The 15,114-nt window shown below is 52.0% G+C and carries 15 protein-coding genes; 3 read left to right on the top strand and 12 right to left on the bottom strand.

The features are described 5' to 3' along the window. Positions 1-34: 34 nt before the first annotated feature. The 5 genes from wecB to J5W02_RS03195 form a co-directional block, all read right to left on the bottom strand. Positions 35-1,129: a non-hydrolyzing UDP-N-acetylglucosamine 2-epimerase gene (gene wecB / locus J5W02_RS03215; RefSeq protein WP_219964442.1), complete on the bottom strand. Its 1,095-nt coding sequence runs from the start codon at positions 1,127-1,129 to the stop codon at positions 35-37. A gap of 16 nt (positions 1,130-1,145) precedes the next feature. After that, complete coding sequence (locus J5W02_RS03210) at positions 1,146-2,246, bottom strand: Gfo/Idh/MocA family protein (protein WP_219964441.1); 1,101 nt, start codon at positions 2,244-2,246, stop codon at positions 1,146-1,148. A 92-nt stretch (positions 2,247-2,338) separates the two neighbouring features. Beyond that, complete coding sequence (locus J5W02_RS03205; protein WP_219964197.1) at positions 2,339-3,658, bottom strand: nucleotide sugar dehydrogenase; 1,320 nt, start codon at positions 3,656-3,658, stop codon at positions 2,339-2,341. Between the two features lie 18 nt (positions 3,659-3,676). Beyond that, positions 3,677-4,804, bottom strand: coding sequence for a DegT/DnrJ/EryC1/StrS family aminotransferase (locus tag J5W02_RS03200; RefSeq protein WP_219964196.1), 1,128 nt, complete (start codon positions 4,802-4,804; stop codon positions 3,677-3,679). Then, the gene (locus J5W02_RS03195; RefSeq protein WP_255575522.1) at positions 4,805-5,407 is read right to left on the bottom strand and encodes an acyltransferase; all 603 of its coding nucleotides are present in this window, start codon (positions 5,405-5,407) and stop codon (positions 4,805-4,807) included. A 351-nt stretch (positions 5,408-5,758) separates the two neighbouring features. Here J5W02_RS03195 and J5W02_RS03190 point away from each other — a divergent pair, with 351 nt between their 5' ends. Then, positions 5,759-6,937: a DegT/DnrJ/EryC1/StrS family aminotransferase gene (locus J5W02_RS03190; RefSeq protein WP_219964194.1), complete on the top strand. Its 1,179-nt coding sequence runs from the start codon at positions 5,759-5,761 to the stop codon at positions 6,935-6,937. Positions 6,938-7,075: 138 nt separating this feature from the next. Here the strand turns inward: J5W02_RS03190 and J5W02_RS03185 are convergent, their stop codons facing one another. The 4 genes from J5W02_RS03185 to J5W02_RS03170 form a co-directional block, all read right to left on the bottom strand. Beyond that, a complete protein-coding gene (locus J5W02_RS03185; protein WP_219964193.1) occupies positions 7,076-7,840 on the bottom strand; it encodes a type III pantothenate kinase in 765 nt (254 codons plus the stop codon). 211 nt (positions 7,841-8,051) lie between these two features. After that, positions 8,052-9,905 (bottom strand): ferrous iron transport protein B, encoded by a 1,854-nt coding sequence (gene feoB, locus J5W02_RS03180; RefSeq protein ID WP_219964192.1) that lies wholly within the window; start codon positions 9,903-9,905, stop codon positions 8,052-8,054. Positions 9,906-9,914: 9 nt separating this feature from the next. After that, on the bottom strand, positions 9,915-10,436 hold the full coding sequence (locus tag J5W02_RS03175) for a spore maturation protein (RefSeq protein ID WP_219964191.1): 522 nt from the start codon (positions 10,434-10,436) through the stop codon (positions 9,915-9,917). Further along, complete coding sequence (locus J5W02_RS03170) at positions 10,429-11,052, bottom strand: nucleoside recognition domain-containing protein (RefSeq protein ID WP_330659653.1); 624 nt, start codon at positions 11,050-11,052, stop codon at positions 10,429-10,431. Before J5W02_RS03170 ends, J5W02_RS03175 begins: the two co-directional genes overlap by 8 nt. 136 nt (positions 11,053-11,188) lie before the next feature. Here J5W02_RS03170 and J5W02_RS03165 point away from each other — a divergent pair, with 136 nt between their 5' ends. Both J5W02_RS03165 and J5W02_RS03160 read left to right on the top strand, forming a co-directional pair. Next, complete coding sequence (locus J5W02_RS03165) at positions 11,189-11,443, top strand: AbrB/MazE/SpoVT family DNA-binding domain-containing protein (RefSeq protein WP_219964439.1); 255 nt, start codon at positions 11,189-11,191, stop codon at positions 11,441-11,443. A 114-nt stretch (positions 11,444-11,557) separates the two neighbouring features. After that, positions 11,558-12,031, top strand: coding sequence for an HD domain-containing protein (locus J5W02_RS03160; protein ID WP_219964190.1), 474 nt, complete (start codon positions 11,558-11,560; stop codon positions 12,029-12,031). 104 nt (positions 12,032-12,135) lie between these two features. Here J5W02_RS03160 and J5W02_RS03155 read toward each other — a convergent pair whose 3' ends face one another. From J5W02_RS03155 to nagB, 3 genes are all read right to left on the bottom strand, one after another. Next, positions 12,136-12,810: an HD domain-containing protein gene (locus tag J5W02_RS03155; RefSeq protein ID WP_219964189.1), complete on the bottom strand. Its 675-nt coding sequence runs from the start codon at positions 12,808-12,810 to the stop codon at positions 12,136-12,138. Positions 12,811-12,821: 11 nt separating this feature from the next. Further along, complete coding sequence (locus J5W02_RS03150) at positions 12,822-14,201, bottom strand: Sapep family Mn(2+)-dependent dipeptidase (RefSeq protein WP_219964188.1); 1,380 nt, start codon at positions 14,199-14,201, stop codon at positions 12,822-12,824. A 101-nt stretch (positions 14,202-14,302) separates the two neighbouring features. After that, positions 14,303-15,055 carry a glucosamine-6-phosphate deaminase gene (gene nagB, locus J5W02_RS03145; protein ID WP_219964187.1) on the bottom strand — a complete coding sequence of 251 codons (753 nt, stop codon included), beginning with the start codon at positions 15,053-15,055 and terminating at the stop codon, positions 14,303-14,305. Between the last annotated feature and the right edge of the window lie 59 nt (positions 15,056-15,114).

The following is a 15,114-nucleotide window of genomic DNA, read 5'->3' as shown; positions in this document are numbered from 1 at the left end:
TACCTCTTAACCTTTTACAGGAATTGCGTTTGGTCTACGGACGGACAGCGCCCATTTCGCGCGACAGGACATCCGCGATTTTCTGCGACGCGTTTCCGTCCCCGAAGGGCATCTGCTCATGGGCGGCCTCGTCTACCACTGTGTGCATTGCCTTATTGTAAATATCCTCCGTGGTCAGCGCAGACAGAACATTCCAGTTGCCCTTGAGCGTCTCCACCCATTCGGTTTCGCCGCGCAGCGTAATGCACGGCACCTTCATAAACCATGCCTCTTTTTGCAGGCCGCCCGAGTCCGTCATAACCTGACAGGCATTGGAGGTCAGAAGCAGCATTTCCAGATAGCCGACCGGATCGATCAGCTTGATGTTCCGGAAACCGCATTGTACAATCGCCTTTTCCGCCAGCGGCCGTGTCCTGGGGTGAATCGGCAGCACGACAAGCTGTGGAAGCTGCTCAAAGGCCTGAAAGATGGCAATGATTGCGTCAATCCCGCCGTCGGTCGTTTCCGCGCGGTGCAGAGTGGCAAGGCGGTAGTTTTTCGGCTCGATGCCGAGCTGGGCAAAAACATCGGTTTTGGAAGGGTTGCTCTTCGCGACCTGCAGAAAATGCAGTACGGAATCCAGCATTACGTCCCCGCAAACGGAAACGCCGGCGGTGACGCCCTCTTTTTTCAGGTTGTCCGCCGCGGTCTGTGTCGGGCAGAAAAGCCATTTGGAAATATGGTCGGTCAGCACGCGATTCTGCTCCTCCGGCATGCGCATATTGTAAGAGCGCAGTCCGGCCTCTACATGGGCGACCGGAATGTGCAGCTTGGAAGCGGCCAAAGCGCCCGCCAGCGTAGAATTGGTATCGCCGTAAACGAGCATGACATCCGGTTTTTCCTCCAGAATTACATCCTCGATTTTCATCAGCATCTCGCCGGTTTGATGTCCGTGGGAACCGGAACCGACACCCAGATTGTAGGCGGGTCTGGGAATGGCAAGCTCCTCAAAAAACACGTCCGACATATTACGGTCATAGTGCTGGCCGGTATGGACAAGAACCTCTGTGCAAACCGGCTTGAGTGCCGCCGACACTACCGACGCCTTTACAAACTGGGGTCTGGCGCCGACTACGGTTACAATTTTCATCATCCGTTCCCCCGGCTCAGCGGCAGCGGACGTCGGAATCGTCCATGTCGAGCGTGGAGAAGCTGAGGCCCTCAAACGGAACCGCTTTGCCCGTTTTCTGGGACTTGTAGGCGGCCAGAATGATCTTCATGGCCTTAATTCCCTCTTCGCCGCTTACCAACGGATCGGTGTGGGTATTGACTGCGTGAATATAATTGGCATACAGCAGATTGTGGCCGCTGCCGTAAACATCTTTCGGGTCCGTTCCGGCCAGCGCGGCAATGCGGGAATCCTGCTCCGCCGGGGTTTCAAAGTTCCAGGTCTCCACACGGTTGACGGCAATTCCGCCAATGACCGCGGTACCGGTTCCGCCCAAAATTGTAAGGGTCTCCTCAAGATTTTTGGGGTATACACAGGCGGTGCCTTCCACAATACCGATCGCGCCGTTTTTAAAGCGGATCAGGATTGCTCCGAAGTCCTCGGCCTCAATATCACGCAGGTAGTTTCCGGTCATCGCCATCACGGTTTCCGGCTCGCCACCCAGGTTCCACTGGAGAAGATCAATATCGTGGATGCACTGGTTCATAAGGGTACCGCCGTCCTGCGCCCACGTTCCGCGCCAGGGAGCCTGCTCATAGTAGGGCATGCCGCGGTTCCAGAAAACACACGCGGTTCCGCTGACCAGCTTGCCGAAACGGCCGTCATCAATCGCTTTGTGAAGCTCCTGAATCGGCGCGTTGAAACGGTTCTGGTGGCAGACACCGAGGGCCACGCCCTTTTCCTTTGCCTCACGGATCATCTGCTCCGCGTCGGCGGTGCTCAGTGCCATCGGTTTTTCAATCAGGACACTTTTGCCCAGACGGATGCAGTACAGCGCGATTTCCGCGTGGTAACCGCTCTCTGTCGCAATCGCGCAGCAGTCAATTTCCTGCTCGCTCAGGGCCTTTTTATAATCGGCGTAAACAACCGGTTTGACGCCGGTCGCTTCTAAATAATCGTTGGCTTTCTTCTCGGCGTTTTCCAGCACTGGGTCACAAACGACGGCAAGCTCCATGGTCTCGGCATTTGCAACCGCCGCTGCAATATGATTTTTTGAAATGCGGCCGCAGCCGATCAATGCAAAACGAAGTTTCTTCATCTTCATTCCCCTTTATTACATTATTTTCCAAAACGTCTCTGTTTATTCCACGCAAAATTCCCCCGTCACTTTTCGGAAACGGGGGAAATATTTTATAAAAGCTCAATATTGGAACGGTCTTTTACGTCCTTCATGGCGTTTCTGGTATCAAAAACTTCTTTAGAGAGCTCTTGAATCCGGTCATAGTCAAAGCAGGCGTGCGCCGTACAGATGATGACGATATCCGCGCTCTTCAGCAGATCGTCCGTCAGTTCTTTTGCGCCGGTATGGATAACGCCCTTATGCTTATATTCCGAAATATAAGGATCAAAGTAAGTCGTGTCCGCGCCCTCTTCGATCAGGTGATCGATTACATTCAACGCCGGGCTTTCGCGGTAATCGTCGATATCCGATTTATAGGCTACGCCGAGCACAAGAACCTTCGCGCCGTTCATCGCTGTTTTGTTGCGGTTCAGAACCTTCATCGCGCGGTCCACAACGTACTCCGGCATGCTGGTATTAATTTCACCGGAGGTCTCTATCAGGCGGGTATGGTAGTCGAACTCGCGGGCTTTCCAGGAAAGGTAGAACGGGTCGAGCGGAATGCAGTGACCGCCGAGTCCCGGTCCCGGATAAAACGCCTGAAAACCGTACGGCTTTGTTTTCGCCGCGTCGATGACATCCCATACATTGATGCCCATGCGGTTGCAGATAATCGCCATTTCGTTTGCAAGGCCGATGTTGATGTTGCGGTAAGTGTTTTCCAGAAGCTTTTCCATTTCAGCAACAGCGGGGGAGGAAACTTCGTATACGCCGCCCTCCAGCACATTGCGGTACAGCGCCGCGGCAACCTCTGTGCCGTCTTTGCCGACGCCGCCGACAACCTTCGGGGTGTTTTTGGTTTTATACTGCTTGTTTCCCGGATCCACACGCTCCGGCGAGAAGGCAAGGTAGAAATCCTCGCCGCATTTCAGACCGCTGGCCTCAAGGATTGGCTTCAAAAGCTCTTCGGTCGTTCCGGGGTAGGTAGTGGACTCCAGAATGATTACCATCCCGCTGTGCATGTATTTCGCAACGGATTCCGTAGAACCCTTTACATAGCTGATGTCCGGCTGCTGATACTTGTCCAGCGGAGTAGGGACGGCGATGGCCACCGCGTCCACATCCTTGATGAAAGAAAAGTCGCTGGTTGCGGAAAGAGCTCCGCTCTCCACCACATGCTTCAGCGTATCGCCCACAATGTCGCCGATATAGTTCTGGCCCGCGTTGACGGAATCAACCTTTTGGGACTGAACATCAAAGCCGATGGTCCGGTAACCGGCCTTTGCAAATTCAACGGCGAGGGGAAGTCCGACATACCCAAGGCCGACAATGCCGACCACAGCGGACTTGTCCTGAATTTTATTCAATAACTCAGTTTTCACGTTTGACATTTGTATTCTCCTCATAAATCAGATATTTTGCAGCGTCGCGCAAATATAATTGATAACATCTTCTGTGATATAGCCATGCATCGGCAGACTGAAAACCGTTTTGCTGAGCTTTTCGCTCACTGGCAGATCGCCCTCTCGGTAGCCGAGCGGCGCATAAACCTTCTGCAGATGCAAAGGCAGAGGATAATAAATCATGGTGGGAACTCCCGCCGCCTTCAGAGCGTCCATGATTTTTGAGCGCTGCTCTTCGCTTTCCGCTTTCAGCGTATAATATCCATAGCTGGAGAAAAATCCGTCCTTCAAAACCGGCACCCGGTACTTGTCCTTCAAAAGCTCGGCGTAGCGGGAAGCAGCCCAGTTGCGGTGCTGTGTCTCTTTGTCAAACTCATGAAGCTTCGGCAGCAGTATGGCCGCCTGCAGAGTGTCCAGCCTTGCGTTCAAACCGATACGCACATTTTCATATTTAAAAGATCCCTTGCCGTGTACACGGATAGAGACGAGCAGCCGATAGATTTCTTCGTCGTCCGTAAAAATCGCGCCGCCGTCGCCGTAGCAGCCAAGCGCCTTGGCCGGGAAAAAGCTTGTTGCGGAAACATCGCCGAAGCTGCAGGCTTTCCGGGAGCCGATTGCCCCGCCGAAGCCCTGTGCCGCGTCCTCCATCAGGAAAAGGCCGTATTTTTTGCAAAGAGGCTCAATTTCCGTAAAGTCAGCCGGCTGGCCGAACAGATCAACCGCAATGACGGCCTTTGGCTTTAGTTTGCCCTCTTCCAGCACTTTTTTAATCTGCTTTTCAAGAGATTTGGGGTTCATATTGAAAGTATCTTCATCCACATCGCAGAAAACGGGGGTCGCTCCTAAAAAGCTGGCTACTTCCGCCGTGGCGAAAAAGGTAAACGCCGGTACGAAAACAGCGTCGCCCGCACCGATCCCCTTTGCCATCAGAGGCATCAGAAGAGCGTCGGTACCGTTGCTGGTGCTTACGCAGTACTTGCGCCCTGTGTAGCTGCAGAGCTCTTTTTCAAGCTCTTCCGTCTGCGGGCCGGAAATAAAATGGCAGTCGCTGATTACGTCGGCAATGCCTTTATCAATTTCGTCCTTTAAATGGCGGTATTGCGCGCCAAGGTCATTAAAAGCAATCTTTTCCATTTATTTTGTTTCCTCCTGAAGGCCGTTTTCGGCCTGCACATACGTTTTCCCGCATTTGGGGCAGACTAAATTATCAGGGAGCTTTTCCCCGCATTCACAGGCCCATCCGTGCTGACGGGCGGGATTGCCCATCATGATCGCATGGTCCGGAACATCCTTGGTCACAACACTGCCGGCCGCGATAAACGCGTCCCTGCCGATTCTGTGGCCGCAGACGATGGTGGCGTTCGCACCGATGCTGGCGCCCTCCCCAATGGGGGTGTGGGCATAAAAAGCCGCGCCGCGCTGGGGATATTTGCACCGCGGGCGCTGAACATTGGTAAACACCATAGAGGGCCCGCAGAAAACGTAGTCGCTCAGTTCCACGCCCTCATAGATGGATACATTGTTCTGTATTTTGCAAAAACTGCCGATTTTTACTCCCGGGGCCACAAATACGTTCTGCCCGATGGAGCAGTTTTCACCGATGTGGGAACCGCCGCCGATGTGACAGAAATGCCATACTTTTGTACCGTTTCCAATTTCTGCGCCGTCATCCACACACGCGCTGGGATGTACAAAAAAATCTTCCTTGCTGTTCACATTAACACCATTCTTTACCAAACTGCGGTAAAATCTTATGGATAGGCAAAATTTTTTCCTCCTGATTTTGCCTGATCCGCCCATTCGCCGCAATTAAAAATTATTCTGCTATAACTTGTACATTATATAACCAACCGGGCTTTTAGTCAATATTTCACGAAGCAATATAGTTGACATTAACTATCAATCGTATTATCATTTACTTTGATTTATTGGTCAAACTGATTACTGCGGCAGTTTCTGTTCTTTGCGGAAAACGAAGATGTTTTCCCGCTTGCCGAAGAGAGAAAAGGATTTTTCCCTGTTGGAAGCACGCTATGACAAACTGCCAGACTTTAAAGAAAAGTACGATTAAAAAAGAGGATGAAAATCATGAGTCAGTTCGTGAAAAGAGAAAAATTCATTCCATACAATCTGCCAAACATCACCGATCAGGAAATCAACGAAGTGGTTGACACCCTGAAATCCGGATGGGTGGCGAAAGGCCCCCGCACCAACGAATTTGAAAAGGAATTCGCAGAGTACCTTGGCGCGAAGCACGCAATCGCCATGAACTCCTGCACGGCGGCACTCCATGTGGCGCTGCTGACAAAAGACATCGGCCCCGGCGATGAAGTCATCACCACCCCGATGACCTTTGCGTCCACCGCAAACACGATTATCCATACGGGAGCAACCCCCGTTTTCGCGGATGTGGATTTCAAAACCGCCTGCATTGACCCGGACGAGATTGAAAAGAAAATCACACCGAAAACCAAGGCGATTGTTCCGGTACATTACAGCGGACAGGTCTGCGACCTTGACCGTATTTATGAAATTGCCGACAAACACGGCCTTTTTGTCTCTGAAGACGCGGCGCACGCCCTTTGGAGCCGCTACAAAGGCAGGCTGATCGGCAGCAAGCTGCAGGGTGCTGCTTCCTACAGCTTTTACGCTACGAAGAACCTGTGCACGGGCGACGGCGGCATGCTGGTCACGGACGACGATGAAATCGACCGGAAAGCGCGCATTTTCGCAGGACAGGGAATGAGCAAAAATGCGTGGAACCGCTACGCCAAGGGCGGCACCTGGAAATACGACATCTGCGAGCCCGGCTTCAAGTACAACATGTTTGATATTCAGGCTGCCCTTGGTTTAAAGCAATTGGCCCGTCTGGAGGAAATGCAGGCGGCGCGTCTGAAGATCGCTGCGAAATACCAGGAGGCATTCGGCAAAATTGACGCGATGGACCCGCCGTATGTTCCCGATTACACCACACACTGCTGGCATTTGTATGTCGTGCGCATTGTCCCCGAACTGCTGACTATAGACCGCGACCAGTTCATTGTTGAGCTGAACGAGCGCAACGTAGGAACCAGCGTTCATTTCATTCCGGTAACCTATATGAGCGCCTTCACGAATCGCTATGGCTACAAAGAGGGAGATTTTCCGAACGCCGAAAAGCACTTTGACCGCCTGATCTCCCTGCCGCTTTACCCAACCATGACGGATGAGGAAGTTCAGTATGTCATCGACGCTGTGAAAGATATCGTAGAAACCTACCACAAATAAGCGATCCTTAGGAATGCTCTCATGCATTCCGCGCGATCCTGCAATCATACCTAATGGAAGCCGGGCGGTTCTGAAGCGACCCGGCACAAAGAAGCGGAGCTGTGTAACGCTGCACAGCCCCGCTTCTTTTTTGGATTCCTATTTATTATCCTCATAAATCATTCTGAGCCCCTCGAGCAGCAGCGTGTCACAGAAATGGATGCTGCGTTTGCAAAGGGGTACAATTTCACGCGATAGGCCTCCGGTGGCGACTACTTCGCATTTTTCCCCAAGGGCCGCTTCCATACGTTCGATCATGCCGTCGATCATGCAGGCGGTTCCCAGAAGGATGCCGGAACGCATACTTTCAATCGTATTGTTCCCAATGACGCTTTTCGGCGGTTCCAGACTGATGCGCGGCAGCTGCGCGGTACGGTGAGTCAGGGCGTCCAGTGAAATCCCCACGCCGGGAATGATCGCACCGCCAAGCATGTTTTTATCCCTGTCCATCACTTCAAAGGTGGTCGCTGTCCCCATGTCCAGAACAATACACGGCCCGTCAAACATTTTACCGGCGGCGACACAGCCGACAACGATGTCCGCACCGGTCAGCTCCGGGTGTTCAATCTTGCTCTTGATTCCGGTTTTGGTGTTCGGCCCTACACTGATGGGATCCACCCCGGTCAGATAGCGGATGGCCCGCATGATGTACGCGGTGAGCGGCGGAACGACGGAACTGATCGCCGCGCCCGTAATATCAGAAAGTGAAACGCCGTGGATATCCAGAATATCCCGCAGCTCAATGGCATACTGATCCTCCATGCGGGAGCAGTCGGTCGCCATGCGGGAAACAAACAGGAGCTTTTCTTCGTCGTAAACACCGATTGTTATATTCGTATTGCCAATATCCAAAGTCAGAATCATACTCGTACTCCCTATCTTTTTCACATTCTCAAATTATACCAAGGTTTTTTTTAAGATGCAATGCTAATTTGATAATTATTTAACGGCTATTGCAAAAGGAATTTTTTCCCTGTATAATCTAATTTGTGTGATTTTTATCTCATTGTGTTTTTCCAGACGATATGGGAAACCGACCTAATAACATAAAAAATGCCTCGGGTTATGACGGGGCTTATTTACGGAATAAATTCTGAATCAGAACAGCGCACTGATAAAACATTGCGGACCAGTACCACGCGGTGACCAGCTGGTAAACGGCTGTAACAGCCGTCCATTTCAGGCTGCCCATCTCCCGGCGTACGGCGGACAGCGCCGCGACACAGGGCGTATAGAGCAGTACGAAAATTAAATAGGAGCACGCGCTCAGCGTGGTAAAGTTCGCGTGCAGAGCGTCTGTCAGGCTGCCCGAATACAATACGCTCATGGTACTGATAACGGACTCTTTGGCGACTAACCCGGTCAGAAGCGCAACAACCGGCTTCCAGGAGCCAAAGCCGCAGAGCGTAAAAACGGGAGCAACCGCTTTGCCAACCGTGGCAATGATGCTGTTGGAGCTGTCGTTTGTCATTTGCAGCCCAACGGTAAAGGACTGAAGAAGCCAAACCGCCACCGTCGCAATAAACACGGTGGTACCGGCTTTCTGCAGAAAATCGCCCACCCGGCGCCGGACATGGAGCCAGATGGTTCGTGCCGTAGGCAGCCGGTAATCCGGCAGCTCCATGACGAACGGCGCGGGATCTCCTTTTAAAATGCTGTTTTTAAACAGCAGTGCGGACAAAAGGCCGACGAGGATGCCGAAGGAATAAATCAAAAACATGGCAAGCGGCCGGTTTCCGACGAAAAACGCTGCAATGAACAGGGAATAAACCGGCGTTTTCGCACTGCACGACATAAACGGCGTAATCAGAATCGTCAGCCGCTTATCCTTTTCGCTTTCCAAAATCCGCGTACCCATCACCGCCGGAACGGTACAGCCAAAGCCCATCAGCAGCGGGACAAACGCGCGTCCCGACAAGCCGATGCGGCGCATCGGCGCATCCATGATAAAGGCGGCACGGGCCATGTAGCCGCTGTCTTCCAACAAGGAGAGCAGCAGGAAAAGCAGCAGGATCTGCGGCAGAAATTTCAGCACCGCCCCCACTCCCGCTATCATTCCGTCCACAACCAGGCTGCGCGCCCAGGGCGAAGCGCCGGCGGACGCGAGTGCGGCATCCGCGCGCGGGGAAAGACAGTTTGAGATAAAAAATTCAACGCCATGCACCAGATAGGATCCTACGGATCCAAAGGTGATGTAGAAAATAAAAACAATCAGCAGCAAGAACACCGGAATCGCCAGAAAGCGGTTGGTTGCAATCAGATCAATTTTTTCCGAGGCGCTCTTGACCGACGCGCTGTGCTTTTTTACGGTTCTTCGCGTAATTGCCCCTATGTAATGGTACCGCGCGTCGGCCAGCGCTGTGTCCGGATCTTTAGAGCCGGCTCCCGGTCTGGGAATATGATGGTAGGCGGCCGGCTGTTTTGCCGCGCTGTCCGCCGCTTTCAAAAGCTCGGACAGCCCCTCCCCTTTTGACGCCGAAATCGGTACGACCGCAATTCCGGTCAGTTCGGACAAAAGCCCGCAGTCAACCGAATCCCCGCGTTTTTTCACCACATCCATCATATTCATCGCGATCACGAGCGGAATATTCAGCTCCATCAGCTGTGTCGTAAGGTAAAGGTTCCGCTCAATGTTGGACGCATCAACAATATTGATGATTAAATCCGGCTTTTCCTGTTCAAGAAACCTTCCGGCAATCGCCTCCTCCGGCGAGTACGGCACAAGCGAATAAATCCCCGGCAGGTCTACAATTTCCAGCGTATCGCTGCCAAAACGGGCGCTGCCGCTCTTTTTTTCCACGGTTACGCCGGGCCAGTTTCCCACATAAGCTGTGGAACCGGTCAGGGAATTGAACAGAGTCGTTTTCCCGCAATTGGGATTTCCCGCCAGCGCGACGGTATAGTGATTTGCTTGTTTACGATTTTTCATAGTCAGCCCTTAATGAAAAAACAGTCTGACGGTCAGCGCCGATACGATAAAAGCGGTCAGATCGGCAGTCACCGCCGCGGGAATCGTATGGCGTGTTTTTTTGATGCCGACCGCGCCGAAATAAACGGCGATGGCATAAAAGGTCGTTTCCGTAGAGCCGGACATGACCGAAGCGACACGCCCGGCAAAGCTTTCGGTGCCGTTATTCTTAAAAATCTGTGCCAGAACCGCCGTTGCGCCGCTGCCGGACACCGGCTTGATAAGCGCAAGCGGCATCACCTCTGACGGCAGCCCCAGAAAATGGGCAACAGGCGCCAAAAGTGAAGAAAGAATATCCAGAGCGCCGGAGGCGTTCAGCATCGCCACCGCCATCATCAGCCCAACAAGGGACGGCAGGATGGAAATGGACGAAGAGAAGCCCTCCTTCGCCCCGGCGACAAAGGTATCAAACAGAGGTACCCCCCGCATCAGCCCAAATACAACAATCAGGAAAACCACAGTGGGAATGGCGTACACGCCCAGCTTATCCACGTTTCCTTCCCTCCAGAAGCTTTGCGGCCGTAATCCCCGCGCCGAGTGCGCAAACGGAAGTAAGCCACACCGCCGGCAGAATGTCAAACGGAGCCGGAGAGCCGTACTGTGCCCGCAGGGTTCCCATAAAGGTGGGAATCAGCTGGATGGACGCGGAATTGATGACCACAAACATCACCATGGAATTGTCCGCGGTCTGTGTCGGATTCAGCTTTGCCATTTCTTTCATGGCGGCAATTCCCATCGGCGTAGCGGCATTGCCAAGTCCCAGCAGGTTTGCGGTAACGTTCATGCAGATTGCCTTCGCGGCGGGGCTACCCTTCTTGCAGGAAGGAAAAAGCCGCCGCATCAGCGGGTCAAACAGCTTGGACAGCATCAGCGTAATCCCGCCGGCATCCGCGATTTTCATCAGACCGGTCCAGGCGCACATCATGCCCATCATGGCAAGAACCAGTTCCACCGCGCCGGCCGCCCCGCTCATCACCCCGGCGGACAGCTGCGGCATCCGTCCTGTCACGGCAGCACAGATAACGCTCAGCAAAATCAGGCCCGCCCAAATATAATTCAGCAGTGCGCTCACCCCTTTCTGGGTTGTTCCCGTATTATATGTATTCACGAGTTTTTAAGCTTATCACATATTTTTTCTCTTAACAAACATGCATTTAATTGACATTTTTGGAAAAATATACTATAATTTTGTCGTTAAAGCGAATAGTTGAGAGCCCATATTAAAGTGAAAGGTGATGAAGAAAATGAAGTCTACCGGTATTGTACGGAAAGTGGACGAATTAGGGAGAATTGTGTTGCCGAAGGAGCTCAGAATAACCCTTAACATAAACGAAAAGGATCCTCTGGAGATTTTTGTTGATGAGGATGGCAAAATCATTCTAAAAAAATATGAGCCTGCCTGCATTTTTTGCAACAGCATGAATGACGTTGCCACGTTTAAAGGCCATAATGTCTGCCACGAATGCATGAAAAAAATCGCAAACAGACTGGAAGAATAACAGCAAAAACAGTCGCTCCGCGCTGCGGGGCGGCTGTTTTTTTAATTTTCGCTTGATAGGAACGAAAAAAAGAATTATGATAAGGATATTCCATATTAAAGCGGAGATGGCAAAATGAAATTATCCCAGCAGGAAAGACAATATTTTACCGACTGCTCCCTGGAGCTGCTGAAATCGGAGTTCGTTCAGCAGATGGGGACTTATATTCAGCACGCGAACATTTCGTGTCTGGACCACAGTATTTCTGTGGCTTATTACAGCTACTGCCTGTGCAGAAAACTGAATCTGAACGCCGACTGCCGCAGCATTATCCGGGGCGCACTGCTGCATGATTTCTTTCTGTACGACTGGCATGTGACCAAGAACCCAAAGGGGCTTCACGGTTTCAAACATCCCCTGACCGCGCTTGAAAACGCCGAGGCGCATTTTACGCTCAACGATTGTGAGAAGGAAATCATCGTGAAGCACATGTGGCCGCTGACCATCACTCCGCCGAAATGCAAAGAGGCGCTGATCGTCAGCCTTTCGGATAAATTCTGTTCCCTTATTGAAATCTTGAGAATCTACCCCGCATTGATTTCCCGTTGAAACATCTACCCTGCATGATAAATAAGAAAAAGAAAAGACCCGGAGAAGCGTTTGGAAACGCCTGTCCGGGTCTCTTTTTGTGTTGCGTTTTGCTACCAATCCGGCTACAGAAGCCGGGTATCGTTGATAATCAGCTCAAATTGCAGCCCAAGGAACATGGCCGCCTGACGGCAAAGCACCATACGGGTCATGAAGATTTCAAAATATTCCATAACGGGGCAGATTTGCGTATCAATCGTAATGTTGAGCGTGGCCGTCTTCTGCTCGGCATCCACCTCTGTAGTCGCGCGCTCCACCGCGTAATTGACACGGTCGTGAATATCCGCGCTGACTGTTTCTTTGTCGCGGACGCGGGTACGGCGTACATCCCCTTTATCGGAAAGGATCAGCGCCGCGGCAATCGGGTTAACGGCGGCAGCGGTTCCTTCGTCGTGATTACCGATGGCAGCAACGACCAGCGCAATTTCGGCCGGCGGCATTCCAAGCCGGTTCAGAATTTGAAACGCCATCAGCGCACCGCTCTGGGCGTGGTCAACACGGTTGACCACATTGCCGATATCGTGCATGTAACCCGCGATGGCCGCCAGTTCACAGGTTCGGTCGTCGTAATGAAGCGTCCGTAAAATATAGCTTGCGTAATTGGAAGAGCGCTTTGCGTGGGCAAAGCCGTGCTCGGTGAAACCGATTACCCCCAAATTCTCGTTGCCATTGGTAATATACGCATTAATTTCTTCATTCTTTAAAATGTCCTCTATCGTGACGTGATTATAATTTCCCATTGATACTCCGTTTACTGTGTCAGCATGCGATACATCGCTTCCAAACACACCTGTGCGTGAACCATAAAGCGGTCAATGTCAATATTTTCATTGGTATTGTGCAGACGGCGGTCGGGTTCATCCGGGAAAAACGGACCAAACGCAACGGCACGGCCCTCAAACGCACGGGCATAGGTGCCGCCTCCGGTGGCGTAGACCTCCGCCGGTTTGCCGGTCACCGCGGCAAAGGAATCCTGCAGCAGAGTGATAAACGGACTGCTTTCCGGAAGGAAAAGGGGCTTGTTTTCCTGATTCAGCGTGGTTTCCAGCCCGTACTGCAGCGCGCTTGCCGCAATAGAGGAAAAAACATCCTTTCCTTTTGCGGTAACCGGGTAGCGGATATCAATACCGATGGATTCGGTGTCATCATAAATCCCGACAAGTCCCACATTCAGGGTCAGGGGGCCGGATTCCTTGTCGCTGACATTAACGCCGAGCGATTCGCCGTGCAGCTCGGTGCCGATGCTTCTGTTGACAAAGCTGATGAGTCCGCCAAGCTCTTCTTCAGAGAAGACCTCGCCCAGAAGTTTCATCAGATGCGTTGCGGCGTTAAAGCCTTCCTGCGGCTGCATGGCGTGGGAGGCTGTGCCGATTGAGGTAATCTCCGTTCCATCCTCCGTTTTTTCAAAGTGGAATTCGCCTTCCACCCGATCAGCGGCACTCTGCAACTTTGCCAACACTTCCTCCGTACACATGACAACCGCCTTTGCCTTTGCGGGAACAGCATTGACTACGGTACCGGCGGAAAATTGACGAACCACCGCCGAAGTGTGTTCCTTCGAAGAAACGGTCAGACGCAGAATTCCTTTTTCACGGTTGCAGATTCCGTACTCCGAATCCGGGGTAAACGCCATTACGGGCATCTGCTCCGACTGCAGGTACATTTCAAGGTCGTTGCTGGCGGTTTCCTCGCCGGCGCCGAAAATAGCGCGCAGACGGCGCTTCGGCTGTATATTTTCATCCTTCAGAGCCTTTAAACAATAGAGAGCGACCACCGCGGCTCCCTTGTCGTCCGCCGTGCCGCGGCCATAGTAAAGGTTTCCCTTTTTTGTGAGAGTAAACGGATCGGTGTCCCAGCCTTCTCCTGCCGGTACGATATCCATATGGGCAACCACCGCGGCGACCTCGCTGCCTTCGCCGTATTCAGCGTGGCCGGCGTAATTGTCAACATTCTTCGTGGCAAAGCCCATGTTAGCGGCCATCTCGAGGATGCGGTTCAACGCCCTTGCGGGTTCTTCCCCAAACGGCATTCCCTCTTTGGCTTCACTGCGTACGGACGGAATGGTGACCAGTTCCGCCAAATCATGTATGATCTCTTCCTGATACTTTAAAATCTTACTTCCAAAACTCACGGATATTCTTCCTTTCCTGTTATGTCGCACTTATTATAGCACAAAAAATGCCAAAAAATAAGGGTGAACCTCAGTCCACCCTGTAAAATCCGGATTAAATTTTAGCCGATTGCAGAAGGGTACTGCTGACGGATCACCGCAAGCGCCTCTGCGTCCGCAACAACCGTCAGATCGTTGTGCAATTGAAGGATGGACGCCGGAACCTCCGGGGTAATCGGCCCGAAGAGGGAACGGCAGAGAACTTCCGCCTTGCTGGAGCCGTTGGCAACCAGCAGCAGCTTTTTCGCCTGCATAATTGCCTTGATTCCCATGGTAAGAGCATGCTGCGGAACCTCCGCCGCGTTTTCAAAGAAGCGCGCATTGGCCTCTATGGTTTTCTGATTGAGTTTCACGCAATGCGTCGTTTTGTCAAAATCATCGTCCGGTTCGTTAAACCCGATGTGGCCGGTATGGCCGATGCCCAGAAGCTGCAGATCAATGCCGCCCAGACTGGTGATAACATTATCGTATCGCTTGCACTCCGCGTCAATGTCCTTTGCCAGTCCGTTAGGCACATTGGTGTTTTCAATCGGAAGGTTTACATGATTGAAAAAGTTTGTATTCATGTAGTAACGGTAGCTTTGTTCATGCTCGCCGGACAGACCGCAATATTCGTCGAGATTAACACTGTGAACCTTTGAAAAATCAATGTCGTCCTTTTTATACCATTCTATCAGCTGCTGATATACGCCGAGCGGTGTGGAACCGGTGGCAAGACCCAAAACCGAATTGGGAAACAGAATGACCTGTGCAGAGATAATGTTGGCCGCTTTTCGGCTCATGCTCTGATAATCCGGTGCGCTGATGATTTTCATATGACTCTTCCTTTCATATCCCGGTTAAGCTCCCAAATAAAAATTATTTTTATTTGTAG

Origin of the sequence: Caproiciproducens faecalis, assembly GCF_019448085.1 — a bacterium.
Lineage (GTDB): Bacteria > Bacillota > Clostridia > Oscillospirales > Acutalibacteraceae > Caproiciproducens > Caproiciproducens faecalis.
Note: the sequence above shows the minus strand (reverse complement) of the source record. Positions and strands in the feature narration are given on the sequence as shown.